Annotated in this window: 25 protein-coding genes and 3 pseudogenes; 11 read left to right on the plus strand and 17 right to left on the minus strand. The window is 72.5% G+C overall.

Annotation, left to right across the window (positions count from 1 at the left end):
- Positions 1-466 (minus strand): transposase (locus tag TU30_RS29935; protein ID WP_199816919.1); only part of this gene is annotated, 466 nt, incomplete at its 3' end.
- 821 nt (positions 467-1,287) lie between these two features.
- On the opposite strand from TU30_RS29935, the pseudogene TU30_RS34890 reads away from it, so the two are divergent.
- Together TU30_RS34890 and TU30_RS29940 are read left to right on the plus strand one after the other, a co-directional pair.
- Positions 1,288-1,425 (plus strand): annotated as a pseudogene (locus TU30_RS34890) (undecaprenyl-diphosphatase); the annotation flags it as partial.
- A 110-nt stretch (positions 1,426-1,535) separates the two neighbouring features.
- Positions 1,536-1,715, plus strand: coding sequence for a hypothetical protein (locus TU30_RS29940; protein WP_042176085.1), 180 nt, complete (start codon positions 1,536-1,538; stop codon positions 1,713-1,715).
- A gap of 48 nt (positions 1,716-1,763) precedes the next feature.
- Here the strand turns inward: TU30_RS29940 and TU30_RS29945 are convergent, their stop codons facing one another.
- Positions 1,764-2,504 (minus strand): SDR family NAD(P)-dependent oxidoreductase, encoded by a 741-nt coding sequence (locus tag TU30_RS29945; RefSeq protein WP_042176088.1) that lies wholly within the window; start codon positions 2,502-2,504, stop codon positions 1,764-1,766.
- Between the two features lie 164 nt (positions 2,505-2,668).
- Here TU30_RS29945 and TU30_RS29950 point away from each other — a divergent pair, with 164 nt between their 5' ends.
- Positions 2,669-3,157: a nuclear transport factor 2 family protein gene (locus tag TU30_RS29950; protein ID WP_042176090.1), complete on the plus strand. Its 489-nt coding sequence runs from the start codon at positions 2,669-2,671 to the stop codon at positions 3,155-3,157.
- A gap of 79 nt (positions 3,158-3,236) precedes the next feature.
- Entirely contained in the window at positions 3,237-4,814 is a 1,578-nt protein-coding gene (gene lnt, locus TU30_RS29955) for an apolipoprotein N-acyltransferase (protein ID WP_042176092.1), read from the plus strand.
- Here lnt and TU30_RS29960 read toward each other — a convergent pair.
- On the minus strand, positions 4,735-5,643 hold the full coding sequence (locus TU30_RS29960) for a Gfo/Idh/MocA family protein (protein ID WP_042176093.1): 909 nt from the start codon (positions 5,641-5,643) through the stop codon (positions 4,735-4,737). The two genes, lnt and TU30_RS29960, sit on opposite strands and share 80 nt — an antisense overlap.
- 209 nt (positions 5,644-5,852) lie before the next feature.
- On the opposite strand from TU30_RS29960, the pseudogene TU30_RS34895 reads away from it, so the two are divergent.
- Together TU30_RS34895 and TU30_RS29970 are read left to right on the plus strand one after the other, a co-directional pair.
- A pseudogene (locus TU30_RS34895) lies at positions 5,853-5,924 on the plus strand (DUF664 domain-containing protein); the annotation flags it as partial.
- 244 nt (positions 5,925-6,168) lie between these two features.
- Positions 6,169-6,657, plus strand: coding sequence for a hypothetical protein (locus tag TU30_RS29970; protein ID WP_078878642.1), 489 nt, complete (start codon positions 6,169-6,171; stop codon positions 6,655-6,657).
- A gap of 13 nt (positions 6,658-6,670) precedes the next feature.
- Here TU30_RS29970 and TU30_RS29975 read toward each other — a convergent pair whose 3' ends face one another.
- The 5 genes from TU30_RS29975 to fabG form a co-directional block, all read right to left on the minus strand.
- On the minus strand, positions 6,671-7,201 hold the full coding sequence (locus TU30_RS29975; RefSeq protein WP_042176100.1) for a hypothetical protein: 531 nt from the start codon (positions 7,199-7,201) through the stop codon (positions 6,671-6,673).
- 133 nt (positions 7,202-7,334) lie between these two features.
- Positions 7,335-8,018, minus strand: coding sequence for a uracil-DNA glycosylase (locus TU30_RS29980; protein ID WP_042176102.1), 684 nt, complete (start codon positions 8,016-8,018; stop codon positions 7,335-7,337).
- A 78-nt stretch (positions 8,019-8,096) separates the two neighbouring features.
- Positions 8,097-9,692: an ABC transporter substrate-binding protein gene (locus tag TU30_RS29985; RefSeq protein WP_042176104.1), complete on the minus strand. Its 1,596-nt coding sequence runs from the start codon at positions 9,690-9,692 to the stop codon at positions 8,097-8,099.
- Positions 9,693-9,935: 243 nt separating this feature from the next.
- Positions 9,936-10,694, minus strand: a complete 759-nt coding sequence (locus TU30_RS29990; RefSeq protein ID WP_042176106.1) for an SDR family oxidoreductase — start codon at positions 10,692-10,694, stop codon at positions 9,936-9,938.
- Positions 10,695-10,823: 129 nt separating this feature from the next.
- Complete coding sequence (fabG, locus tag TU30_RS29995; protein WP_042176108.1) at positions 10,824-11,588, minus strand: 3-oxoacyl-ACP reductase FabG; 765 nt, start codon at positions 11,586-11,588, stop codon at positions 10,824-10,826.
- A 306-nt stretch (positions 11,589-11,894) separates the two neighbouring features.
- Here fabG and TU30_RS30000 point away from each other — a divergent pair, with 306 nt between their 5' ends.
- Positions 11,895-12,338 carry an excalibur calcium-binding protein gene (locus tag TU30_RS30000; RefSeq protein WP_042176110.1) on the plus strand — a complete coding sequence of 148 codons (444 nt, stop codon included), beginning with the start codon at positions 11,895-11,897 and terminating at the stop codon, positions 12,336-12,338.
- Between the two features lie 148 nt (positions 12,339-12,486).
- Here the strand turns inward: TU30_RS30000 and TU30_RS30005 are convergent, their stop codons facing one another.
- From TU30_RS30005 to TU30_RS30015, 3 genes are all read right to left on the minus strand, one after another.
- Positions 12,487-12,888, minus strand: a complete 402-nt coding sequence (locus tag TU30_RS30005) for a DUF3037 domain-containing protein (protein ID WP_042176111.1) — start codon at positions 12,886-12,888, stop codon at positions 12,487-12,489.
- Positions 12,885-13,655, minus strand: coding sequence for a HipA family kinase (locus TU30_RS30010; protein WP_042176113.1), 771 nt, complete (start codon positions 13,653-13,655; stop codon positions 12,885-12,887). Before TU30_RS30010 ends, TU30_RS30005 begins: the two co-directional genes overlap by 4 nt.
- A gap of 291 nt (positions 13,656-13,946) precedes the next feature.
- Positions 13,947-14,189: a DUF6411 family protein gene (locus tag TU30_RS30015; RefSeq protein ID WP_042176115.1), complete on the minus strand. Its 243-nt coding sequence runs from the start codon at positions 14,187-14,189 to the stop codon at positions 13,947-13,949.
- Between the two features lie 336 nt (positions 14,190-14,525).
- Between TU30_RS30015 and TU30_RS30020 the strand changes: the two genes are divergently transcribed.
- Together TU30_RS30020 and TU30_RS30025 are read left to right on the plus strand one after the other, a co-directional pair.
- Positions 14,526-15,023 (plus strand): Rieske (2Fe-2S) protein, encoded by a 498-nt coding sequence (locus TU30_RS30020; RefSeq protein WP_042176117.1) that lies wholly within the window; start codon positions 14,526-14,528, stop codon positions 15,021-15,023.
- Between the two features lie 295 nt (positions 15,024-15,318).
- A complete protein-coding gene (locus TU30_RS30025; protein WP_042176119.1) occupies positions 15,319-15,786 on the plus strand; it encodes a pyridoxamine 5'-phosphate oxidase family protein in 468 nt (155 codons plus the stop codon).
- Positions 15,787-15,822: 36 nt separating this feature from the next.
- Here TU30_RS30025 and TU30_RS30030 read toward each other — a convergent pair whose 3' ends face one another.
- Entirely contained in the window at positions 15,823-17,160 is a 1,338-nt protein-coding gene (locus TU30_RS30030) for an aminotransferase class I/II-fold pyridoxal phosphate-dependent enzyme (protein ID WP_042176121.1), read from the minus strand.
- Positions 17,161-17,195: 35 nt separating this feature from the next.
- Between TU30_RS30030 and TU30_RS30035 the strand changes: the two genes are divergently transcribed.
- Positions 17,196-17,900, plus strand: coding sequence for a pyridoxamine 5'-phosphate oxidase family protein (locus TU30_RS30035; RefSeq protein ID WP_042176123.1), 705 nt, complete (start codon positions 17,196-17,198; stop codon positions 17,898-17,900).
- Positions 17,901-18,013: 113 nt separating this feature from the next.
- On the opposite strand, the pseudogene TU30_RS30040 reads toward TU30_RS30035, so the two are convergent.
- From TU30_RS30040 to TU30_RS34900, 4 genes and pseudogenes are all read right to left on the minus strand, one after another.
- Positions 18,014-18,965 (minus strand): annotated as a pseudogene (locus TU30_RS30040) (DMT family transporter).
- A 251-nt stretch (positions 18,966-19,216) separates the two neighbouring features.
- Positions 19,217-20,230, minus strand: a complete 1,014-nt coding sequence (locus tag TU30_RS30045; protein WP_042176124.1) for a DMT family transporter — start codon at positions 20,228-20,230, stop codon at positions 19,217-19,219.
- Positions 20,231-20,368: 138 nt separating this feature from the next.
- Positions 20,369-20,929 carry a Clp protease N-terminal domain-containing protein gene (locus tag TU30_RS30050; RefSeq protein WP_158719394.1) on the minus strand — a complete coding sequence of 187 codons (561 nt, stop codon included), beginning with the start codon at positions 20,927-20,929 and terminating at the stop codon, positions 20,369-20,371.
- A gap of 310 nt (positions 20,930-21,239) precedes the next feature.
- A complete protein-coding gene (locus tag TU30_RS34900) occupies positions 21,240-21,893 on the minus strand; it encodes a PadR family transcriptional regulator (protein ID WP_176726310.1) in 654 nt (217 codons plus the stop codon).
- 141 nt (positions 21,894-22,034) lie between these two features.
- Between TU30_RS34900 and TU30_RS30065 the strand changes: the two genes are divergently transcribed.
- Entirely contained in the window at positions 22,035-22,895 is an 861-nt protein-coding gene (locus TU30_RS30065; RefSeq protein ID WP_042176131.1) for a PhzF family phenazine biosynthesis protein, read from the plus strand.
- A gap of 61 nt (positions 22,896-22,956) precedes the next feature.
- Here TU30_RS30065 and TU30_RS30070 read toward each other — a convergent pair whose 3' ends face one another.
- Positions 22,957-23,757 (minus strand): CPBP family intramembrane glutamic endopeptidase, encoded by an 801-nt coding sequence (locus tag TU30_RS30070; protein ID WP_042176134.1) that lies wholly within the window; start codon positions 23,755-23,757, stop codon positions 22,957-22,959.
- Between the last annotated feature and the right edge of the window lie 58 nt (positions 23,758-23,815).

Consider the following 23,815-nt stretch of genomic DNA (forward strand, 5'->3'; position numbering starts at 1 on the left):
CCGAGTGCGCGAGGACCAGCACCCCGTCGAGGTCCACGGTCACCGACCCGCCCGCATCGGGAGCCCTGGTCCCGGCCACCTTCCAGACCCGTGCTCGGGCTTCGGCCCGGGCGGCCCGGATCGCCCCCAGAGCCTTCTCGCCGGAGGCGGCGAGAGTGTCGAGGAGACGAGAGACCGTCGGGTCGGAGGCGACCGGCCCGAACACCGCCCGCTCGGCCCGCAGCATCCCGACATCCGCCAGGCAGTCCCCGCCCGCCGCGACCGCCAACGCCACGTCGAGCAGGACCTTGCCCGGATCGTGCACCGCCCGCGGCTTCCGCCACGGCCTCAGCGCCGCCGATATCGCGGTGTCCAGACCGGCCTTGCGGACCGTCTCGACCAGCAGCACCCCGCCGGCCTGGGAGACCACCGCCCGGCCCCCACCCTCGATGCGGACACGCGGGTATGACCCGATACTCTTCTTCACCTGAGAAGTGCTTCTTTCCACGGCACGATCTGGACCCTCGACAAGTCCTATCGTTGCAGGTCAGGAGCACTTCTCGCGTTTTTGGATCACGCTTCGGACAGCCCACCTCGTGAAAGCCCGAGGCTAGCCGACGGCACCGACAACCTGAGGCGACCGTGCACCCGACCACCGGCTACACCGCCCCGTACGGGCACAAGTGCCACAGCAGCGGCGCCCCGGTACGGGATCACCCGGCGGGCAGACGCAGAAACGCGGCCAGCGCCCGCTGGAGCGCGGTGACCGCTGGAGCGCGGTGACCGCTGGAGCGCGGTGACCGCCAGGGCATGCAGGTCACCACCGCACAGCTCTTCGCGTGCCGATCAGCTCATCCGGGGCACCGCTGTCGTCCCAGTCGGCCTCATGCATCCTGCCTTGCCGAAAATCTCATCCGGGCTGGTGAGCGACCGGGGCGCGCACTGCGGCCAGTGCCTTGTTGGACAGTTTGGCCGCGGGTCGGGGGCCGGTTCCCCGCGACCACGAACGCCGGAAAGCGGCTGTACCTGGTTCGTCACGGCGGCAAGGAGTGGCTGGATGAAGATCGACACAGTCGCATCGCCGTGGAGACCCGCATGGGCCGCGAGGTCGCCGGCGTGGATGGTCTCCACTCGCACGTTGCCCTGGCCATGGAGCAGGAGATTGCCGATTCGCTGCAAAGCAGGTGGCTGCGCCGTTCGTGGTCGGCGAGGGAGGGCACTGGAAAGGCGCCATCTCCCACTGCTCTACCATTCGATCTTGAAAAGTGGTGGAAACCAGCAGGTCAAAGCCACTCAGGACACGTCGACATAGTTTCGTTCATGAAATTCATCACCACCAAGAGCTTCATGCCGTTCGTCTGGTACCGCATCGCGCTCGGCGTCGTGATCCTCGTCCTGGTGGCCACGGGCGTCCTCAGCCCGCACGCGGCGGAGTCTGCGCACTGACCCGGTGTCCGCGACCCGGCCGTCCGCGGGGGACGTGAGTGACCGAACCCATAGGTGACGGGTGGCCGTCCGGTAGCGCGCTGTCAGTGCGTGGCCCTAGGCTGTTCGGCATGTCCCCCGATTCCGTGACCCCTGGTTCCGCGCGGTCGGCCGCTGAGGTCAACGAGCGCATCCGAGCACTGTGGCTGCGCGCGGGTGGTTCCCTGTCGGCTCAGGAGCGCGCGGAGTACGAGCTTCTGGTGGTCGAGTGGGCGGCGGCGATCCGCGGCCAGGTCGTCAAGGCGGCCTGAACTCCCGCCGCCGCGTCGGCCCGCCACGCACCGGTGGCGGGCACGCGCTCAGCGCCCGCCCGCCACCCGCAGCACCGCCCCCGTCGCGTACGAGGCGTCCGGCGACATCAGCCAGGCGACGGCCGCGGCGATCTCCTCCGGCTGTCCCGGGCGGCCCAGCGGCACCGCGGCACCGGCCTGCCGGGCCCGGTCCGGGGCGCCCATGGCGGCATGCATCTCCGTGTCGATCACGCCCGGCGCGACCGCGTTGACGCGGATGCCGGCCGGACCGAGCTCCTTGGCGAGTCCCACCGTGAGGGCGTCGACGGCTGCCTTGGTCGCCGCGTAGTGGACGTACTCGCCGGGGCTGCCGAGGGTGGCCGCACCCGACGAGATGTTCACGATGGCACCTTCGCCCCGAGGCGTCATGAGCTGTGCGGCGCGGCGCGAACACAGCAGCGTCCCCGTCAGGTTGACGTCCACGACCCGGCGCAGGGTCGCGGTGCCGACATCGGTGAACCGTCCCAGCGGCCCGGTCACCGCCGCGTTGTTCACCAGCCCCGTCACCGGCCCCAGTTCCCGCTCCGCCGCGTCGAAGAGACGCTCGACGTCCGCCTCGTCGGAGGTGTCCCCCCGTACGGTGACGGCCCGGGCCCCGGCCGCACGTACTCCCTCCGCCACCCGCTCCGCCGCCGAGGCGTCCCGCACGTACCCCACCGCCACGTCGTGCCCCTCCCCCGCGAGCCGCAGGCAGACAGCGGCCCCGATCCCCCGGCCACCACCGGTCACCACAGTGACAAGCCTCTTCACATGAACCTCCGAACAACCGGCCCGTCCCGACAACCGAAGATCCACAGCCTGGCACACCCACGGCCCCGCTCCTACGTGCCGCCGGCGGGATGCACGGATTCACGCCGGGTGAATATCTGCGCGGGGCTCTTGGTTCCGGGCCCCGGATGGCCAACACTGAGCCGATGACGCAGCGTGTGGAGCTTGCGACCGTGCGGGACAGGCTGGCCGTGGACGAGATCGTCACCGAGTACGCGGTGGCGGTCGAGGACGGGGACTGGGAGGCGTACCGAGCGCTGTTCGCCCCGGGCGGGCGGGCCGACTACCGGTCGGCCGGCGGCATCGAGGGCGACGCCGGGGAGGTGGCGGCGTGGCTCGCGGAGAGCCTGCGGGTGTTCCCGGTGCGGCAGCATCTGATCGTGAACCGGCGGGTGCGCTTCGGGGTCTGGGAGCAGGACACCGGTGACACGGCCCGTGTCCAGGCCGACTACGTGAGCCCGATGGGGACGGCCGCCGACGGCGAGGGCGGGCCGGCCGCGCCGGATTTCGTGTGCGGGGGCCGGTATGCGTTCGGGATGCTGCGCACGGATGAGGGCTGGCGGTTGGACGAGCTGATCGTGTGCGAGAAGTGGCGGCGCCTTCCTGCCCGGCCCGCGGCGCCCGTGGTCGGCTGAGCCGGCGCTCCCTGTCCCGGATCCTGTCCGGGACGCACACTGGAGGCACGTACGGGTGGGGAGCGGGTAGGAGGTGCCGGTGAAGACGTTCAGCTCCTGGCTCGCCTCCCCGTGGCGGCGCTCGGCCGCCGCCACGGTCGCGGGCGCCCTGCCCGTACTGGCCTTCCCGGCGCCGTCCCTGTGGTGGTTCGCCTACGTCGCGCTGGTGCCGTGGATCGCGCTGGCGCGCACTGCTCCCACCGGCCGGCGTGCCGCGTTCGACGGATGGTGGGGCGGGTTCGGCTTCATGCTCGCGATGCACCACTGGCTGCTGCCGAACCTGCATGTGTTCACGTTCGTCCTCGCGGCCCTGCTCGGTGCGCTGTGGGCACCCTGGGGGTGGCTGGTGCGGCGACTGCTGGGCGGGGCGCCGCCGCGGGGGCGGGTCGTGGCCGCTCTGGTCGTGCTGCCGTCGGCCTGGCTGGCCGTCGAACTGGTCCGTTCCTGGGAGGCGCTGGGCGGCCCCTGGGGCGTGCTCGGCGCGAGTCAGTGGCAGGTGACGGCGGCGCTGCGGCTGGCGTCGGTCGGCGGGGTGTGGCTGCTCAGCTTCCTGGTGGTGCTCCTGAACGTCGCCGTGGCCGTGCTGCTCACGGTCCGGCGGGCGCGGGTCCCGGCCGTGACCGCTCTGGTCGCCGCGGGCGCGGTCACGGCATCCGTTTGGGCGGGCTCGCCCGTCGCGGAGGCCGACGGACGGGCGAGGATCGCGGTCGTCCAGCCGGGTGTCGTCGCCGGGCCGGACAGTGCGGACCGGCGCTTCGACCGCGAGGTACGGCTCACCCGCCGGCTCGTGGGCCAAGGCGTCGACCTGGTCGTCTGGGGCGAGAGCAGCGTCGGTTTCGACCTCGGTGCCCGGCCCGACCTGGCGCGGCGGCTCGCCGCGCTGTCCCGCACCACGGGCGCCGAGATCCTGGTCAACGTGGACGCGCGGCGCTCCGACCGGCCCGGCATCTACAAGAGTTCGGTGCTGGTCGGCCCCGACGGTCCCACCGGGGACAGATACGACAAGATGCGCCTGGTTCCGTTCGGTGAGTACATCCCGGCCCGCTCCCTGCTGGGGTGGGCGACGTCCGTGGGTGAGGCGGCGGGCGAGGACCGCAGGCGCGGTACCGGGCAGGTGGTGATGGACGCGGGGACCGGGCTGCGCATCGGTCCCATGGTGTGCTTCGAGTCCGCGTTCCCGGACATCAGCCGGAATCTGGCCGAGGACGGTGCCGATGTACTGCTCGCCCAGTCGTCGACGTCGACCTTCCAGCAGAGCTGGGCGCCCGCGCAGCACGCCTCGCTGGCCGCGCTGCGCGCCGCCGAGACCGGACGTCCGATGGTCCACGCGACGCTGACCGGTGTGTCCGCCGTCCACGGCCCGGACGGCGGACGGGCCGGGCCGTGGCTCGGTACGGACACGAGCACCACGCGGGTGTACGACGTCCCGCTCGCCCACGGCACCACGCCCTACGTCCGCTTCGGCGACTGGCCGCTGTACGCGGCGCTGCTGGTCCTGGCCGCGTGGGTGACCACCGAGACCGTACGGAGCGTACGGCTCAGGCGGCGGCCCGCTCCTGGACCTCCCGCACCACACGCTCGCACAGCTCATGGGTCGCCAGCGCGTCCCGGGCACTGAGCGTCCTGCCCTCGCCGACCGCGTCCAGGAAGGCGAGCACCGCCTGCTCGATACCGCGCTGGCGCGCCACCGGCACCCAGTCGCCGCGCCGGCGCACGGTCGGCTGGCCCTTGTGGTCGATCACCTCTGCGAGGTTGACCACCTGCCGCTTGGTGTCCTGGCCGGAGACCTCGAGGATCTCCTCGGCCGAGCCGCTGAGCCTGTTCATCACGCCGAGTGCGGTGAAGCCGTCCCCTGCGAGCTGGAGCACCACGTGGTGCAGCAGCCCGCTCCCGGTGCGGGCCCGCACGGTCACGTCGTCGACCGGGCCGGGCACCAGGAACCGCAGGGTGTCGACGACGTGGATGAAGTCGTCGAGGATCATCGTGCGCGGGTCCTCGGGCAGCCCGATCCGGTTCTTCTGCAGCAGGATCAGCTCCCGCGGGTGATCGGCGCACTGCGCATAGCCGGGGGCGAAGCGCCGGTTGAAGCCGACGGCGAGGCTCGTGCCCCGCTCCTCGGCAAGGGCGACGAGCCGTGCGGAGTCGGCGAGTTCGTAGGCGAGCGGCTTGTCGACGTACGTCGGTACGCCCGCTTCGAGCAGCCGGGTCACGATGTCCGGGTGGACCTGGGTCGGGGCGTGCACGAAGGCGGCGTCGAGGCCTTGCGCGAGCAGGGCGTCGAGATCGGCGTGCCGCTGTCCGGGCGGGAGGTGGAGGCCGTCGGCGACGCGGGCGAGCGTCGCGGGGGTGCGGGTCTGCAGGTGCAGGTCCACGCCGGGCCGGGTGGCGAGCACCGGAAGGTAGGCCTTCTGCGCGATGTCACCGAGTCCGATACAGCCGACCTTCACGGGGTGTTCTCCTCCAGCGGTTGCCTGTCAGGTGCAGGGTCAGGGGCACGGTTCCGGTCACGCACGTCGTCACCGCGGTGACCGTCACGGCTCTGGTCACTGTCGTGGCCCGCCCCGAAGAATACGGCGTCCTCCACCGGCGGACGCCAGGAGGCGACCTCGTCGAAGCTCCGCAGGAGCAGGGACGGGACGGCCTTCGAGAGCGCGGCGAGGAGTACGCGCGTCACAACGGCCACGCCGACCTGCTCCGCGAGCGCCTCGACGGCGCCACCGGCGACTGACGGCGACTGACGGCGACTGACGGCGACTGACGGCGACGCCGAACGCCGGGCCGGCCGGGTGCGCCCGGTGCCGCCCGGCATCAGTGCCGGCCCGTTTCCCTCTCCCCGCTCCGGCCGGGCCGGTCGACCGCACGTAAACCCGACGCACTCCCCTGCCCCCGTACGGGGCCGGAGATCACCCGTGCGGGGCATCCTCCGCCCGTCCACCGGTCCCCGGAGGGCCGGAGACTGCAGAGTGACGTGGGTGCATCGAAAGACGACCGCAGCAACGCTGCTGGTGACCGCGGCGGTCTCCGCCCTCACGGGCTGTGTGACGGTTCAGCGTCCCTCCGAGCCCGGCCAGCCCGCGGGCGCGGCCCGGTTGTCGGAGCCGCGCCCGGACGGCCGGACGCGGGAGGTGGTGCAGGCACCGGCACGCGAGGCCCTGGAGATGATCGCCCCGTCCCGGCCCACCGGACCGCCCGCTTCCGCCTCGCGCCGTGCCGCTCCCACGGCACCCGCACCGGAACGGACCGCGCCGTCCGACGGCCAGAACCCGCGACCGGGTGCCAACGGCCCGGCCGTCGGCACAACCGCACCACCGGCACCCGCCGCGGAGGTCTCCGAGGCCGCGGGGGCCATCCGCGACGACCTCGGCGGGCAGGCGGACGTCTGCGCCCTGGGCAAGGAGTACGGCCGCTGGCCCGCGGACAGTCCTCAGGCGGCCATCTGTGAGAAGACGTACGGGCGTTGACCGCCGCAGCGATCTACGGACGCTGCCGCGGCGGCCCCCACCCCCCGGCCGTCCCGCCCTCCTCGTCCAACCGGATCTCCATGCGCCGGATCGCGGCCCGGACCCTGTCGCCGTAGGAGTCGTCGGCAAGGGCACGGGCGGCTCCGCGGGCCCGGTGGAGGTGGGCTCGGGCGGCGTCGGGGCGGGCGAGCCGGGCGTAGTCGGCGGCGAGGTTGAGGTGCAGGGAGGGATAGAGGGCGCGCACCGCGGGCATGCCCTCGTACCCTGCGGGGCGTTCGGCGGCCGCTTCGCCCTCGGCCTCGTTCGCCGCCGCCAACGCCCTCAGGTCCCACGCGAGTTCGTCCTCGGGGTCGTCCTGGGTGTCGGCCAGGTAATGGGCCAGCGTGCAGCGGTGCAGGGCGTCGCCGTGGGCGCCGATCTCCGCCCACAGCCCGAGGAGACGATGCCGCGCCTCCTCGCGGTCCCCCGCGTGGTGCAGCATCACGACCTGCCCGATCCGCGTCAGCACGGAATCCGGCGCCACCTGCTCCTGTCGGTCCGCCACCACGCCCTCCGCACCGCTCGCCGGATCGTCCCCGCCGACGCTACGGCAGGCGGGGACGATCCGGGTCGAACCGCCTCGCGACGCACCGGACCGCCCCCGCCGGCGGGAACCGGCCCCGACCCGACGGACAGGGTCAGCCCAGGTCCGGGATGGTCCAGTCGATCGGCTCATGGCCCTGCGCGGCCACCGCCTCGTTGATCTGCGTGAACGGACGGGAGCCGAAGAACTTCTTCGCCGACAGCGGTGACGGGTGGGCTCCCTTGACCACCACATGCCGGCTCCCGTCGATCAGCGGCAGCTTCTTCTGCGCGTAGTTCCCCCACAGTACGAACACCGCCGGGTCGGGCCGGTCGGCCACGGCGCGGATCACCGCGTCGGTGAACCTCTCCCAGCCCCGTCCCTTGTGCGAGTTGGCCTCGCCGCCGCGCACCGTGAGCACCGCGTTGAGCAGCAGTACGCCCTGTTCGGCCCACGGCATCAGATAGCCGTTGTCCGGGGTCGGTGTGCCCAGCTCGGCGTGCATCTCCTTGTAGATGTTCCGCAGCGACGGCGGGATCCGCACTCCGGGCCGCACCGAGAAGCACAGGCCGTGTCCCTGCCCCTCGCCGTGGTAGGGGTCCTGACCGAGGATCAGGACCTTCACCTTGTCGTACGGCGTCGCGTCCAGCGCCGCGAAGACCTCCTCGCGGGGCGGATGGACGGGACCCTTCGCCCGCTCCTCCTCGACGAACTCCGTCAGCTCCTTGAAGTAGGGCTGCTGCAGTTCGTCGCCCAGAACCCCGCGCCAGGACTTGGGCAGCATGGCGATGTCGGTCACGTCAACGTCCTCACGATTGCGGTCACTTCCCGGCCTCAGAACCTACAGGCGACCGCTGACAACCGCCCCTCGGACCGGCTACCAGCTGGTCTTGCGGGAGAGCTGCCACAACATCATGATCGTCGACGGGTCCAGCGCCCGCTCCGCGCCCGAGATGTCCCGGCTCGTCGCGACGTACTGCCGGCCCTGCCACAGCGGCAGCAGCCGCGCGTCGTCCACGAGGATCTGCTGGGCCTCCTCGAAGTCCTTCACGACGTTGCCGCGATCGCTCTCCCGGCGGGACCGGGGCAGCAGGACATTGTTGATCTCGTTCGCCTCGTACGGCGTGCCGAGCGCGTTCCGCTCGCCGATGAACGGGGCGATGAAGTTGTCGGCATCCGGGAAGTCGGGGGACCAGCCGCGCCCGAACACCGGGTACTCGCCCTTCTGGTAGCCCTCGACGTACGTCTTCCAGGGGCGGCTCTCGAGAGTGATCTCGAACAGCCCGGAGGCCTCCAGCTGGCGCTCCAGCTCCTTGAACTCCAGCTTGGTCTCGGAGCCGTAGCGGTCCGTGGTGTACCAGAGGGTGAGCGGCACCGGCTCGGTGATGCCCGCCTCGGTGAGGATCCTCCGGGCCTTGTCGACGCTGGGGTCGCCGTAGTCGTCGAAGAAGCCGGTGGTGTGGCCGGTCAGTCCCTTGGGGACCATCGAGTACAGCGGGTCGACGGTGTCCCGGTAGATCTTGTGCGCGATCGCTCCCCGGTCGACGACCTGGGCGATGGCCTGGCGCACCGGCTTCTTGCCGGCCCACGGGTCCTTCGGGTTGAACACCAGGTAGTTGATGCTGGTGCCGACGCCCTCCACCAGCTTGATCTCCTCCTCCTTGGAGGCCTCGCCCTGGAATTTGATGACGTCGTCCGCGGCGAGACCCCGGTAGGTGAGGTCGACCCGGTCCTCCCGCAGCGACTCGACCATCTCGGCGGAGTCCTGGAAGTAGCGGACCGTCACGGCGTTGTTCCGCCGTTCGGCGTAGCCCTTGTACCGCTCGTTGCGGACGAGCCGGGCCTCGTTGCCCTCCTCGTACGACTCGAGGACGTACGGCCCGGAGCCGACGATGCCGGACTCCTCACGCAGGGCCTTGGCCGGGTAGGCCTTCGGGGAGACGATCGACAGGGCCGGGGTGGCGAGCACGAACGGGAACGTCGCGTCGGGCTTGTTGAGGTGGAAGACCACTTCGCGGCCGTTCGGCGCCTGCACCCGTTCGAGGCTGCCCAGCAGACCGGCCGGACCGCCGTTCACGTTGATCCCGCGGATCCGGTCGACGGAGTGCTTGACCGCCTTGGCGTCGAGCGTGCTGCCGTCGGAGAACGTCAGCCCCTCGCGCAGTTCGCAGCGGAACACCTGGTGGGAGCTGTCGGAGAACTCACAGCCCGCGGCGGCGTCCGGCTGGGGCGTGCTCGCGCCGACCGGGTAGCTCAGCAGCGTCTGGTAGATGTTGCGGAACAGCTCCCAGGAACTGTCCCAGGAGGCCGCGGGGTCGAGTGTGCTCGGCGGGCTGGTCGTCCCCACGACGATCGGCACGTCGTCGTCCGGAGTGTCGGACGTCAGCACACCGCACCCGGTGGACAAGGACGACATCGACGCGATGGACGCGATGGACGCCACCCCTCGCAGGCATCGGTTCCGCTTGAACACGCGCACGCTCCTCGATCTGCCGTCCCAAGAGTCGGCAGACGATACCGCGCTGTTTCCGCCCCGGCCCCCCCTTCGTACGCCCGTTGAGATCAACTCGTTGTAGATCATGTGGTTACTCTGCGTTGACTACGTTGTCATCGGTCCACCCGTCTTTGAAAACGCCGGAACGGGCGCCGTTTCGTCAACGGACGCCCGTACCGGAACAATCGTGGCCCGCGCCACATCGGCTCAGCCCACGCCGGCTCAGCCCACGCCGGCGTTCAGGAGGATGCCGCCGTCGACCACCAGGGTCTGGCCGGTGACCCAGTCCGACTGGTCCGAGGTGAGGAACGCGGCGGCGCCGCCGATGTCGGCCGGCACACCGAGCCGGCCCAGCGGGTAGGACGCGGCGACCTCCTCCTCCCGGCCCTCGTACAGCGCCTGCGCGAACTTGGTCTTCACCACCGCCGGGGCAATCGCGTTGACCCGCACCCGCGGCGCGAACTCGTGCGCCAGCTGCCCCGTCAGGTTGATCAGCGCCGCCTTGCTGACGCCGTACGCGGCGATGAAGGGCGAGGGCGCGACGCCCGCGAGGGAGGCGATGTTGACGATCGCCCCGCCGTTGTCCTTCTGCCAGGCGTGCCAGGTGCGTTGGGCGAAACCGAGCGCCGAGATCACGTTGGTCTCGAACACCTTGCGCGCCACGGCCAGGTCGAGGTCGGCGATCGGCCCGAACACCGGGTTGGTCCCGGCGTTGTTGACGAGGAAGTCGACCCGGCCGAAGGCCTCCATCGTGCGCTCGACGGCGACGGCCTGGTGGGCCTCGTCGTGTGCCTTGCCCGCCACGCCGATGACCCGGTCGGCGCCGAGCTTCTCGACGGCTTCCTCGAGGGCGTCCTCGCCCCGGCCGGTGATGCAGACGCGGTCACCGCGCGCCACCAGCGCCTCGGCGACGCCGAGCCCGATGCCGCGGCTGGCACCGGTGACCAGGGCGACCTTGCCCGAGAGTTCCACTGAAGTCATGTCCGTATTCCCTAGTCGTGCCTAGTCGTGCCTGGTCGTCCCTGGTGGTTCCTGCTCGTCGCAGTCGACCGACCGTTGCCCCGGGTCGCCCACGAGCGGTCCCCTGACCGCCCCGGGCCGCGGCGTTCCTCAGTCGAGCGGTCCGCCCGCCACGTACAGCACCTGGCCGGAGACGAATCCGGCGGCCTCACCGGTGAAGAAGGCGATGGCGTTGGCGATGTCCTCCGGCTCGCCGACCCGGGCCACCGGGATCTGGGTGGCGGCGGCGGCCTTGAAGTCGTCGAAACCCATGCCCACGCGGTCGGCGGTGGCCTTGGTCATCTCGGTGGCGATGAATCCGGGGGCGACGGAGTTGGCGGTCACGCCGAACTTGCCGAGCTCCTTGGCGAGGGTCTTGGTGAAGCCCTGCAGGCCCGCCTTGGCTGCGGAGTAGTTGACCTGGCCGCGGTTGCCGAGCGCGGAGGAGGAGGAGAGGTTGACGATGCGGCCGAAGCCGGCGTCCACCATGTGCTTCTGGCAGGCCTTCGACATCAGGAAGGCACCGCGCAGGTGCACGTTCATGACCGTGTCCCAGTCGGAGGCGCTCATCTTGAACAGCAGGTTGTCGCGCAGCACGCCCGCGTTGTTGACCAGGATGGTCGGCGCGCCGAGTTCCTCGGCGATCCTGGCGACGGCGGCCTCGACCTGCGTCTCGTCGGAGACGTCGCAGCCGACCGCGAGGGCCCTGCCACCGGCGGTGGTGATCTTCTCGACGGTGTCCTTGCAGGCTCCCTCCTCGAGGTCGATCACGGCGACCGCGCGACCCTCGGCGGCCAGTCGTACGGCGGTGGCGGCGCCGATACCGCGCGCGGCACCGGTGACGACGGCGACCCGCTGCTGCTCAGTGGTGGACATCGCTGCTTCTCCTCGACCTCGGACCTTCGGATGCGGCTCCTGCGACCCGCCCGGATGGGTGAGCGACCGCTTAGTACCTTCAGCAGAGGTGACGCTAGAAGCCCTGGCACCCGGTGTCAACGGCCCACCCTGCCGTGTGATCCGTTCCCCGGCCCGCAGGGCCCCGGGCACACCGCGTCCGCCCGGTGCCGCCCCATGCCCGGGCCCCTTGATTACCACCCGATCGGCCCATGGTTGCGCGCCCCGGCGCGGGGGCGCGCCTAGCGTCGAAGCACGAGCCACTTGTGGCCGGAAAGGAGGCGCGCCATGCGCCGACGCACCGGTGCCCTCGGCATACTCGTCGCGCTCGCCGCGACACTGCCGGTGGCCCACACCGCTCACGCCCAGGACCTGGACTGCGCGGACTTCACCTACCAGGAGGAAGCGCAAGCCCTGTTCAACCTCGACCGGAGCGACCCCAACCGGCTCGACGAGGACCAGGGCCCCGACGACAACATCGCCTGCGAGGCCCTGCCCCGCCGCGGCGACACCCTCACCTCCTCCACCAGCGCTCCCCGGGCGACGGCCACCGCCGCCGCGTCCGCGACTCCCACCGCACCCGCCACGGTCGCGCCGACGCGCGGCGTGGAGGGCGGGCTGGGCGGCTCGTCGGCCGGCGGACCGAGCGAGTGGGACACCGGAGTCGGTCTGGCCTTCGCGGCCGGCGCCCTCGCCACGACCGGGTACCTGGTGAAGCGCCGCCGCACCTGACGCGCGGACCGGCGCGCGTACGTCCGTACGCCGCGCCCCTCCCCGTTCCCGTGCCCCTGTGAGCGGCGGGCCGTCGCAGCCTTCCCCCTGCGGCGGCCCGCCGCGGTGGTTCGCCGTGCCGACCGGTGCCTGGCGCCGCCCCTCCGGGTCACCTCACCAGCAGGTCGAGCAGCCGCCGCACCTCGGCCGCCGGGTCAGCGGTGAGCCCGGTGTGCACGGGACCGGGCTGGACGATGGTGGAGCGCGGGGCGATCAGCCAGCGGAATCGCCGCCCGGCATCGTCGCCCGCGGCCTGACCCGCCTCGTTCCCGCCCGCACACACGCCCTCGACGGCACGCAGCGCGGCCCGGACGCCGGCCAGGTCCACGTGCGGGTCGAGGGCCAGCAGCCGGGACGCGTCGAGGTGGGTGCCGGCCCCGACGAACGCCTCGTGACGGCAGTACACGATCACCCCGGCGTTGACGCACTCGCCCCGTTCGACCCGCGGCACGACCCGCAGCAGCGCGTACTCGAAGACGTGCAGGTCGCTCCGGTCACTGTGGTCCCTCACTGGTTCGCCTTCTCCCCGAGGCCGTGGACCCGCTCGTGGACGGTGGCCGCACGGGCGAGCAGGGCGCGCGCGTAGGCCTGCCGGAGCTCGTCCGGCGTGTCGAATCCGGGTTCGCCGGCCAGCCATACGTCGGGGATCTCCGCGGTGACCTCGGCGAGCAGGTCCGCGGTGACGCGCGGTGCGAGTTCCGCCGCCGCGGCGGCGACGTCCGGCCCGAAGGACTTCAGGACGTGGCCGGAGGCGTCGTAGGGGCGGGCGACGGAGCGCTCCGCGCCGGGCCAGTTGTGGTGCCAGATCATGGCCGCGCCGTGGTCGATGAGCCAGAGTTCACCACGTCGGCGCAGCAGGTTGGGGTTGCGCCAGGAACGGTCGACGTTGTTCACCAGCGCGTCGAACCAGACGACCCGACCGGCCTCCTCGGGGCCGACCTCGAAGGCGAGCGGGTCGAAGCCGAGCGCCCCGGAGAGGAAGTCCATGCCCAGATTGGTGCCCCCGCTGGACTTGAGGAGCCCCTGCACCTGTTCGTCGGGCTCGCCCAGCCCCAGGACCGGGTCGAGTTCCACCGTGACCAGACGCGGCACCCGGAACCCCAGCCGCCGGGCGAGTTCCCCGCAGACGACCTCGGCGACCAGCGTCTTGCGCCCCTGCCCCGCGCCGGTGAACTTCAGAACGTAGGTGCCGAGGTCGTCGCCCTCGATCAGTCCCGGCAGCGAACCGCCCTCCCGCAGGGGCGCGATGTAGCGGATCGCGGTGACCTCGGTCAGCATTTCCCCAGGCTACGCGATCCCTTGGCCTGGTCGTCCACGCCTCTTCACGACCCCCGTGCTCCGGGGAGTCGGCTGCGGTCGCCCCCGGGGGAGAATCCGGGGAGTTCCGGCCGGCGCACTGGCCCCCTGCTCCCGAGCAGTCCGCCGGCCGAGGCGGGCCCCTCGTCCCGGCTCCCGGCCCCGGCCCCGGCGCGAAGTGAGCGCAGGAAGCAGTGCGGTTGCGGGCAGGGGCCGGGAGCCGGGACGAGGGGCCGGCCACTGTCCGAAGCGCTGCCTCTCGAACCGCCGGGATCAGAACGGCATGCGTCCCCTGGCCCGGCGGCCGGCTGAGCCGCTGCGGCCCAGAGCGCGGGAGCTGGAGCGGAAGGGCTTGCTGAACAGCCGTCCCAGCGGCCCGGGAGCCTTGGAGCCGGCTCGGGAGCCGACGCCCATGGTGCGCTGCGCACCGTTCTGTGGATGCCGCGACAGGCGGGGCACCAGGAAGGCGAGTACCGCCAGTACGACGCAGAGGGCGATGATGCCTGCGATAACCATGTCGTGTCTCCTGAGTCGGGACTTCGGGACTGTGGGCGGCCGTCACCCGTGTAGTCCCTCATGCCCCCTGCAAGGCCTCACACGCCCGGCGATTTCCTCGACTCCGCACCGCCCTGTTCACGGAATGAGTGACGGCAGGCCGGCGACGGCGTCGTACGCTCACCTCACGTCGGCTGCCTGCCGGGCAGCGGGCGCGTACTCCGACAGGGAAACGACAGCTGTGGCTTACGTCTGCCAGACCGTGTACGGGGCAAGCTCGGCAGTGCCTGAACAGCGAGGGCACGCCGACCGTACCTCTCCCCGGATCACGCAACCCCCCGGAAGGGACATCACCGCATGAGCAGCGCATCGCATCAGCTCGCATCGGGACCGGCCCGCCGAACCGTCGTGGCGGCGGCCGGAGCGGCGGGCCTCGCCGTCGCGCTGACCGCCTGCGGAGGCTCCGACGAGTCCGCCGGCTCGTCGGACTCCGCAGCCCCCGGCGACTCTCCGGACACCGGTAAGGCGACCGGCGACGGTTCGGGCGAGGCGGGCAACGAGGGCGCCGGTGCCGCGCTCGCCTCGGTCACCGACATCCCCGAGGGCGGCGGAAAGGTCTTCGCCGACAGCAAAGTGGTGGTCACCCAGCCGACGGCGGGCGAGTTCAAGGCGTTCTCCGCAACCTGCACCCACCAGGGGTGCGCGGTGAAGAGCGTCGCCGACGGGGTCATCAACTGCCCCTGCCACAACAGCAACTTCTCGATCGCCGACGGCAGTGTGCAGAGCGGCCCGGCGACCAAGCCGCTGCCCGCCATGGAGATCACCGTCAGCGGGGACTCGATCACGCTCGCGTGAGCCGACGGCGCCGGACCGTACGGCGCCGACGGCCCCTGCGGACCGGCGCCCCGGCCGTGGCCGCGAGGGTCGCGACCACGGCCGGGGCGTGACGGACCGGCGCGGGGCACGGTCACGTCGGCAAGGGCGCAGTTCGACCGCCGTACGGGCAGCCGCTCGGCCGTGCGGTTCCCCCGGGCGGCGGTGACCGGGAGGGGAGGTCGGTCGCCCTTGCGTGCGGAAGGAGGACGACTCGTCCTTTTCTGACGTGATGTCAGAGGATCTCTCTGACACGACGTGAGAGAAGAGGGGCCGCATGACCGCCACGCAGCGCCGGGGCCGGAAGATCATGATGACGCCGGGCGAACTGGACGACTTCCTCACCGCTCAGCGCACCTGCCGGGTGGCCACGGTGTCGGCCGACGGCGCACCGCATGTCAGCACGCTCTGGTTCGCCTGGGACGGCACCTCGCTGTGGCTGTACTCCGTGGTCCGCTCCAAGCGCTGGGCGGACCTGCGCCGAAACCGGCGGGTGGCGATCGTCGTGGACACCGGCGAGGAGTACGACGAGTTGCGCGGTGCCGAGCTGTCCGGGCAGGTGGAGTTCGTGGGCGAGATACCCCGCACCGGCGAGCTCTGTGCCGAACTCGACGTTCCCGAGACGCTGTTCGCGCGCAAGAACTTCGACCTCGACGAGATTCCGCACGACGGCCGGCACGCCTGGATACGGCTCACCCCGGAGAAGACCGTGTCCTGGGACTTCCGGAAACTGGGCGCGCGGTAGCGGGCGGGGCAGGGGCGCCCGGCCCTCACGCCTGCCCTAGGCAAACGTCCTGGACTCCTCCGCCCGAGGTCCGATCGCCGCGCCGACGGCCTCGCTCAAGGGCCCGATGTCGTCCGCGGCGAGCGTCGACACGGTGACGCGGATGCCGGGCGGGGCGCTCATCCGGAAACGGGCACCGGGTGCCACCGCCCAGCCCGCGTGCAGCAGCCGCGCGACGGCGCCGGTCTCGTCCGGCACGGGCACCCACACGTTCATGCCGCTGCGTCCGTGCGCCGTGATCCCCTGCCGGGCCAGCGCCCCGATCAGGGCGTTCCGGCGCCGCCCGTACCGCGCCGCCACCGCCGCCGGGTCCACCGTGCCGCCGGTCCAGAGCCGGAGCACCGCGCGCTGGACCGTGCGGCTGACCCAGCCCGGCCCGAGCCGCTGCCGTCCGCGTACCCGGTCGATGGTGACCGGGTCCCCGGTGAGCACGGCGAGCCGCAGGTCGGGGCCGTACGCCTTGGCCGCCGAGCGGACGAAGGCCCAGCTGCGGGTGGCACCGGCGAGTGGGTACAGGGGCAGGTCGACGATGTGATGCCCGTGGTCGTCCTCGATCAGCAGCGTCTCCGGGTGGTCCGCGAGCACCGCCCGCAGGGCCCGCGCACGTGCCGCGCTCAGCGCGGCACCGGTCGGGTTCTGCGCCCGGTCCGTGACGATCAGCGCGCGTGCCCCGCCTGTCAGGGCCTGCTGCACGGCGCCGGGGAGCGGCCCCTCGTCGTCGACACCGACCGGGACGGTCCGCAGGCCGAGCGCCGGAACGAGGTCGAGCACACTGCCCCATCCGGGATCCTCCACCGCCACCGCGTCGCCCTGCCGGAGGTGGGCCGCGAGCACCCGCTCCATGGCGTCGAGGGCGCCTGAGGTCACGGTGACCGGGCCGTCGGGGACGTCGTCGGCGTCCAGTCCGGCGCGGGCGAACCGGACCAGCCCGGGCTCCACGGGTGCGTGCCCGTAGAGCACCGGTTCCCGGTCGCCCTGCTCGGCCGCGGCGGCGAAGGCCTCGGCCAGCGGGGGCAGCAGCGCGGGGTCGGGGTTGCCGTCGGAGAGGTCCCGTACGCCCTGCGGGACCTCCACCCGGACGGCGTCGCGCGCCGTGGTGGCCGGTTTGGGCCGCACCCGGCTCCCCCGACGGCCTGCGGTCTCGATCACCCCGCGCTCGCGCAGGGTCCGGTACGCGGACGCGACGGTGTTGGGGTTCACCCCGAGCCGTTCCGCCAGCTCCCGCATCGGCGGAAGCAGTTCCCCCGGCCGAAGCACCCCTTCGCCCACCGCGCGCTCGATGCTCGCAGAAATCTCCGCAGCGCGCCGACCCGTGATCCGATACTCTCCTAGCACAAAGCCAAGTATGCACTAGTGCAATGGAGGACGCCATGCCGGGAATCCGGCCGCCGCAGCAGCAGCCCGCCGACACCGCCGCCCGCACCGACAGCTACCGGTCCGGCGAGCGCACGGTTCCCACCCGCTCGCCGGACCGCGCCGCGTACGACAGGGACCTGGTGCACGCGATACTCGACGAGGGCTACGTCTGCCACCTCGGTTTCGTCCGCGACGACGCGCCGGTGGTGCTGCCCACGCTGTACGCCCGGGTCGGCGAGCGTCTCTACGTGCACGGTTCGACGGGCTCGCGCCCGCTGCGCGCGGCAAGTCTGGCCGACCCGGGGCTCCCGGTCTGCCTGACCGTCACCCACGTGGACGGACTGGTGCTGGCCCGCTCGGCGTTCCACCACTCGATCAACTACCGCTCGGTGGTGGTGCACGGTCTCGCGTACGACGTGACCGACACCGAGGAGAAGCGGCAGGCGCTGGACGCCCTCGTCGACCACGTCGTCCCCGGCCGCGCCGCCGACTCCCGTCCGGCGAACAGGAAGGAACTGGCCGCCACGGCGGTGATCCGCCTCGATCTGACCGAGGTCTCCGCCAAACTCCGCACCGGCGGCGTGAACGACGAGCCCGAGGACCTCGCCCTCCCTCACTGGGCCGGCGTCGTCCCCCTGGTCCGCTCCTACGGCACCCCGCTCGCCGACCCCGCCCTGCCGGCCGGCACGCAGCCGCCGAAGTACCTGGCGACCCTGTGACGCCTCGGCGCGCGCCGAGGGCGGGGCGTGGGCCCCGCCCTCGGGCGGGGCCCACGCCAGAGGGTCGTCCGAAGGATTTCTCCCGAAGGCATCTCTCCTGAGATCCTGCGCCGTCACGCCGGCGCCGCGCCCCCCTCCGCCCTGCAGGTCCGCGCGCCCCGCGCCTCGTCGATCGCGAGCCCCGCGACCGAGCCGAGCATCAGCAGGGTGCCGGCCAGCATGGCCGGGGTGAGCCGCTCGCCGAGCAGGGCGACGGCGAGCACCGCCGCGCTCACCGGTTCGATAAGCATGATCACGGACACGGTGGCCGACCGTACGACTGCCGCGCCCGCGAAGTACAGGCCGTAGGCGAGGGCCGTCGGGACCGCTGCGACGTACACCAGGAGGCACAGCAGCAGACCGGGATCGCCGGTGTACGGCACCAGCCCTTCGACCGCGGCGAACGGCAGCAGCAGCACGCTGGTGACGGCGAACGCCCCGACGGTCGTGCGGGAGGCGTCCAGCCCGCCGTTCCGCCCCCACCGCCGGGTGAGCAGGGTCATCGTCGAGTAGCCGCCCGCGGACAGGAGCGCGAGCAGGATGCCCCACGGGTCCGCAGTCGCCTCCCCGCTGCCGAGGACGAGCACGGCGAGCCCGGCGAGCGCCCCCACGACGGCGGCGGCCCCGCCCGAGCCGCTCCCCCAGGAGCAGCCGTGCGCCGAGTGCGATCAGCACGGGTCCGGCGCCGAGGGTGACGACGGTGGCCACGGCGAGCCCCGTGGCGGCGACGGCGGCGAAGTAGGCCGTCTGGAACACGGCGAGCCCCACCCCGGTGGCCATGGCCCGCCGCGCCCGGGGGCCCGGCGCCCCGGTCACGACGGTGCGGGCTCGCGGGACCAGCATCCTGGCACCGAGCAGCAGCGCCAGGCCGGTCGCGCAGCGCCAGAAGGAGAGGGCGACCGGTCCCATGTCACTGGTCCGGTAGACCAGTGACGCAGCGGCGCCCGCGGTGCCCCAGGCGGCACCGGCGACGATCAGACAGAGCAGGCCTCGCCCGACGGGCAGGCCGGTGACGGTGTTCGACACGTGTTCTCTCCGCGGTTGCACACAGGTACGCGCGCGTACGCACCGCTCACGGAGGTGCCTGCGCTGCGCGAAAGGCCGGAAGGGGGCCCCGGATCAGGCCCGGACGGAACCGGTCCCGCGGGGCCCGCGGGCTGCGTCTGCGGGCAGCACCACGACGCCCGGCGACAGCGCGCCGGGCGTGGGGAGCTCGGGGCCCGCCTCAGACGGCGGGCGGCGGAAGAACACGTGCGCGCGCATGCATGATCAGCACCCTAGAGCGGCGTTCCCGGCGCGGACAACTCCTTTTCGGCTCCCCCGCTCGCCACCGGACGGCCGGGGCTTGTGGCCGGTGCCGAGGACTGGGCGACGAACGCACCCGCCAGGACCACCACGCCGCCGATGATCTGTGGCGCCGACAGGTGCTCGCCGAGCAGGACCCAGGCCAGCACGGTGGCGACGACGGCTTCGAGGCAGGCCACCACCCCGGCGACCTGCGGCGAGAGCCGGCGCACGGAGAGCACGCCGGTACCGTACGCGGCGACCGTGGCGACGAGGACGATCCAGGCGAGCAGCGCGAAGGCCGCGACCGGGGTGCCGTCCATGTGCGCACTGCCCGCGAGCACCGACCAGTCCATGGACCACGGACGGGCGACAACGGTGAGGACGGCGGCGCCGGCGAGCAGACCGTAGGCGGTCACACCGAGCGGGTCCGGCGCCCGGTCGCCGCGGTCGCCGCCCTGGTCGGAGAGGATGAAGTAGCCGACCTGGCAGCAGGCGGCGCCGAGCGCGAGCAGCAGTCCGACGAGGTCGAAGCCGAGGCCCGACCACACCTCCACGACACAGGCCAGTCCGCCCACCGCCAGCACCACACCGACCGCCGCCGCCCGGGTCACCGGCCGCCGCTGCACGAACCGCACCCAGCCGAGGACGAGCGCGGGCGCCAGATACTCGACGAGCAGTGCCACGCCGACGGGGATACGGGAAATGGCGGCGAAGTAGAAGGCCTGGACCCCGGCGACGGCGAACAGCCCGAACCCGGCGAGCAGCGCCGGATGGCTGCGCAGAAGTCCCCGGTGGCGCACGGCCACCGGCAGCATGACCAGGGCCGCGCCCGCCGCCCTCAGCCACACGACGTGCAGCGGGTCCAGGCCCGCCTCGATCAGCGGCTTGGCGGCGACTCCTGATCCGCCGAAGGCCACCGCGGACAGGAGCGCGAGGCCGAGCCCGACGCCCTTCCCACGGGCGGCCCGGGCGTTCCGGGTGCTGGCAGAGGTAGGCACCGGCACATGATGCCAGGTGCCGACAGGAGCGTCGCCCCTCATGACACCTGTCTCACGAGCTGGACGTGCGCCCCGGGGGCCGGGTGGGGGGGTGGGGGAGGAAATCCACTGACGGGCGGGAGCCGACCGGCCCTCACCGCATTCTCAGCCCTTCCACCTCTCGGTGAGCAGGGGGTCACCGGCCCGTGCCGCATCGAGACGGGCGAGGACGTCGCGGTGGCCGATTCCGGCGTGCTCGAGCACCTCCACCGCCCGTGCCTGCGGGTCCGCGATGATCGCCGCGAGCAGGTCCACACCGCGCGCGGGCCCGCCATGACGTGCGGCGCGTTCACGGGCGCACTCCAGGCCGGCCGCCGCCAGCGGCGAGAACCCGGTGGTCCGCACCACCACCGGAACGGAGCCGGAGTCCTCGACGGCGCTCTGCCAGCGCAGGCCGTAGGCGATGCTGCGCTGGACCAGGTAGCCGAGCAGCCGGGCGATGCGCCGGTCCTCGCCGAGGACCGCGCACACCTCGGGGTCGGACTCCAGCAGCGAGTGCAGCAGATGGGCGGTGTCGATCTGCCGGTCCTCGTCCCTGACCGCTCTGCGGCAGGCACCGCTGACCACCGCCGCCAGCTCCACGCCGAGTCCGGCACCGTGTTCCGCGCGGTGGCTGCCCCGCTCCTGGACCTGGTAGGCCGACGGCCTGGGGGTAGGGTGTTGCACGCCTCCCACCCCATCAGCCCCGCGGGTCCGGGGCATCCCCGGTGGGGAGCATCTTCCCGTCCCGCAGGAAGTGGACACCCGGGGCCGCGATCTCCTCCCTGGGAAGGAGAATCAGCCCCGATTCCCCTCGGGCCCGCCACGCCACCGCGACCCGAGCCGAAGAGACGGCCGCCCGGCCGAAGCCGGCGCGAAGGCGCGCAGACACGCAGACACACAGACACGACGGTGCCCCGTGGATCACTCCACGGGGCACCGCGCTCACACCGGCCGACCACCCGGCACCTCGGGTGCCTGCCTCGGCTCCCAGCCCTCAGTCGTCATCGGCGAGGATGAGATACAGCTTCTTGCGGGCTTCGTTGACGACGGCGAGCGCCTTCTCGCGCTGCTCCTTGGTGCCGGTCTTCCAGACCTGCCCGAACGCCTCCATCAGGCCGAACCCGGCCTGCCGGATCTCGCTCAGCGCCTCCCAGTCGACCCCGCGGGAGGCCTCCTCCCAGGGCGCCTCGGGACCTTCCTCGGCCGCCGCACGACCGGTGCCGGTGAGCGCGAACAGCTTCTTGCCACCCTCGGACTCACTGACGATCAGCCCCTCGTCCTCCAGCAGCTGGAGGGTGGGGTACACCGAGCCGGGGCTGGGCTTCCACGCCCCGCCGCTGCGCTCGGCGATCTCCTGGATCATCTCGTAGCCGTGCATCGGCCGGTCCTTCAGCAGCGCCAGGATCGATGCCCGTACGTCACCGCGCCGCGCCCTTCCCCTGGGCCCGCCGCGCCCTCGTCCGCCCCAGGGACCGTGCCCGAAGCCCGGACCGGAGCCGGGCCCCCCGGGGCCACCCGACCCACCGGGACCGAAGGGCCCGAAAGCGGCCCGCAGCCTGTCGAAGTCACCCCGGCCGCCCCTCGGACCGCCATGGCCATGCCCGCGCTCGAAACCATGGGTACGCACCGCAACCACTCTCCATTCCATCGTTGACCTGTCGCGATAACTCAACGATATATCGGAGACGAGGGCAGGGCGACCCCTGCCGTGAGGACGGCTACGGAATCCGGGCCGGCGTCCTGGGATTGGCCTTGGTCTGCGGCTTCCCCGACGCCCTGCCGCCGGGGGATGCGCATGCGAATCGTCGACGCCTTCACCGACCGGCCCTTCACCGGAAACCCGGCCGGAGTCCTGCTCCTGGACACGGACGCCTTCCCGGACGACGGCTGGCTCCGGAGTGTCGCCCTGGAGGTCAATCACGCCGAGACCGCCTTCGCGCACCCGCTGCCCGAGGGCGGGGAGGCCCACTGGGCGCTGCGCTGGTTCACCCCCGCGGCCGAGGTGGCGATGTGCGGCCACGCAACCCTCGCCACCACCCACGTCCTGCACACCACCGGTGCGCACAAGGGCCCCGTCCGGTTCTCCACCCGCAGTGGCGTTCTCGTCGCGGCGCCGGCCGAGGACGGCTCCGTGACCATGGACTTCCCCACGGCCCCGCTCACCCCGCTCGACCTGCCCGAAGGGTTCTCCGAGGCGCTGGGAACCGAGCCGCTCACGGTCTTCGACACCGGTCCGCTCGTCGGCGACCTGCTGGTCGAGGTCGCCGACGAGCGGACGGTCCACGCCCTGCGGCCCGACCTCAGGACCCTCGGCGCCCGCTCCGCGCGCGGCGTCATCGCCACCGCCCGCGCGGAGAACCCGTCCCTGGGCCACGACTTCGTCTCCCGGTGCTTCTTCCCGAACGTCGGTATCGACGAGGATCCCGTCACCGGCAGCGCTCACACCGCGCTGGCCCCCTACTGGTCCGAGCGTCTGGGACGCACCGCTCTCACCGGTCTGCAGGCCTCACCCCGCCCGGGCCGCGTCCGCACGGAACTGCGCGGCGAGCGCACCGCGCTGGGCGGACGGGCGGTGACCGTCATCGAGGGCGAGTTGCTGAGCGCCGCCCTGCCGGACGGCAGGATGGCGGGCGGCGGACCGTCGGACTGAACCGGGCCCGGTACGACGACGGGGGCGTACGGCACCACCGCACGCCCTCTTCCCGAACCGCTCACGCCGTAGGCAGCCAGTCCACCTTGCCCGCGAGCAGCGCGTACCCCACGAACGCCCCGATGTCGAGCAGCGTGTGCGCGACCACCAGGGACCCCACCCGGCCCCAGCGGCGGTAGAGGTGGACGAACACCACGCCCATCACCATGTTGCCGATGAACCCACCGATGCCCTGGTAGAGGTGGTACGAGCCGCGCAGTACCGAACTGGTCGCCATCGCGGCGCCCGGTGACCAGCCCAGTTGCTCGAGCCGACGCAGCAGATAGGCGAGGACGATGACCTCTTCGAGGATCGAGTTCTGCATCGCCGAGAGGATCAGCACGGGGAACTTCCACCACACCTCGGGCAGTGCCTCGGGCACCACGGTGAGGTTGAAGCCGAGGCCGCGCATGGCCAGGTAGAAGGCGATGCCGCTGCTGCCGATGGCCGCCGCGACCGCCGCCCCGCGGCCGAGGTCGGACCAGGGCCTGGTGCGGTCGAAGCCGAGGGTGCGCAGTCCCGCGCCCTCGCGGACCAGGAAGTGGGCGACGAGCGCGACGGGGACGAGCGCGCTGGTGATCCCGAAGAGCTGCCAGGCCAGGTCGAGCCAGGGGCGTCCCGGTGCCGCCGAGCCGTTGAGGGTGGCCGCCTGGTCCTTCAGGCCGCCCGGGCGGGTGACCGAGCCGACGAAACTGATCAGCGCGGACACCGCGCTCGCGCCGAGCGACACCGCGAGTACGAGCAGCGTCTCGTCGCGGAGCGTCTTCCGCGTGAGCCGTCGCTGGGGATACGCACCGGCTCCCGGCCCCGCCTCCGCCTGCACACCTGCCTCCACATCACCGAGCTGTCCGACCGGTTCAGTATGAAGGCACCGGTGGAGC

It is taken from the genome of Streptomyces sp. NBRC 110035 (genome assembly GCF_000829695.1).
GTDB lineage: Bacteria > Actinomycetota > Actinomycetes > Streptomycetales > Streptomycetaceae > Streptomyces.

Bases quoted from the DNA above. Each gene is read 5' to 3' on its own strand.
- TU30_RS29990 (WP_042176106.1), bottom strand. From the start codon at position 10,694: ATGACTTCAGTGGAACTCTCGGGCAAGGTCGCCCTGGTCACCGGTGCC.
- TU30_RS30015 (WP_042176115.1), bottom strand. From the start codon at position 14,189: ATGGTTATCGCAGGCATCATCGCCCTCTGCGTCGTACTGGCGGTACTC.
- TU30_RS30065 (WP_042176131.1), top strand. From the start codon at position 22,035: ATGCGCATGCGAATCGTCGACGCCTTCACCGACCGGCCCTTCACCGGA.
- TU30_RS34900 (WP_176726310.1), bottom strand. From the start codon at position 21,893: ATGGAATGGAGAGTGGTTGCGGTGCGTACCCATGGTTTCGAGCGCGGG.
- TU30_RS29950 (WP_042176090.1), top strand. From the start codon at position 2,669: ATGACGCAGCGTGTGGAGCTTGCGACCGTGCGGGACAGGCTGGCCGTG.
- TU30_RS30020 (WP_042176117.1), top strand. From the start codon at position 14,526: ATGAGCAGCGCATCGCATCAGCTCGCATCGGGACCGGCCCGCCGAACC.
- TU30_RS29940 (WP_042176085.1), top strand. From the start codon at position 1,536: ATGTCCCCCGATTCCGTGACCCCTGGTTCCGCGCGGTCGGCCGCTGAG.
- fabG (WP_042176108.1), bottom strand. From the start codon at position 11,588: ATGTCCACCACTGAGCAGCAGCGGGTCGCCGTCGTCACCGGTGCCGCG.
- TU30_RS30035 (WP_042176123.1), top strand. From the start codon at position 17,196: ATGCCGGGAATCCGGCCGCCGCAGCAGCAGCCCGCCGACACCGCCGCC.
- TU30_RS30000 (WP_042176110.1), top strand. From the start codon at position 11,895: ATGCGCCGACGCACCGGTGCCCTCGGCATACTCGTCGCGCTCGCCGCG.
- TU30_RS30010 (WP_042176113.1), bottom strand. From the start codon at position 13,655: ATGCTGACCGAGGTCACCGCGATCCGCTACATCGCGCCCCTGCGGGAG.
- TU30_RS30025 (WP_042176119.1), top strand. From the start codon at position 15,319: ATGACCGCCACGCAGCGCCGGGGCCGGAAGATCATGATGACGCCGGGC.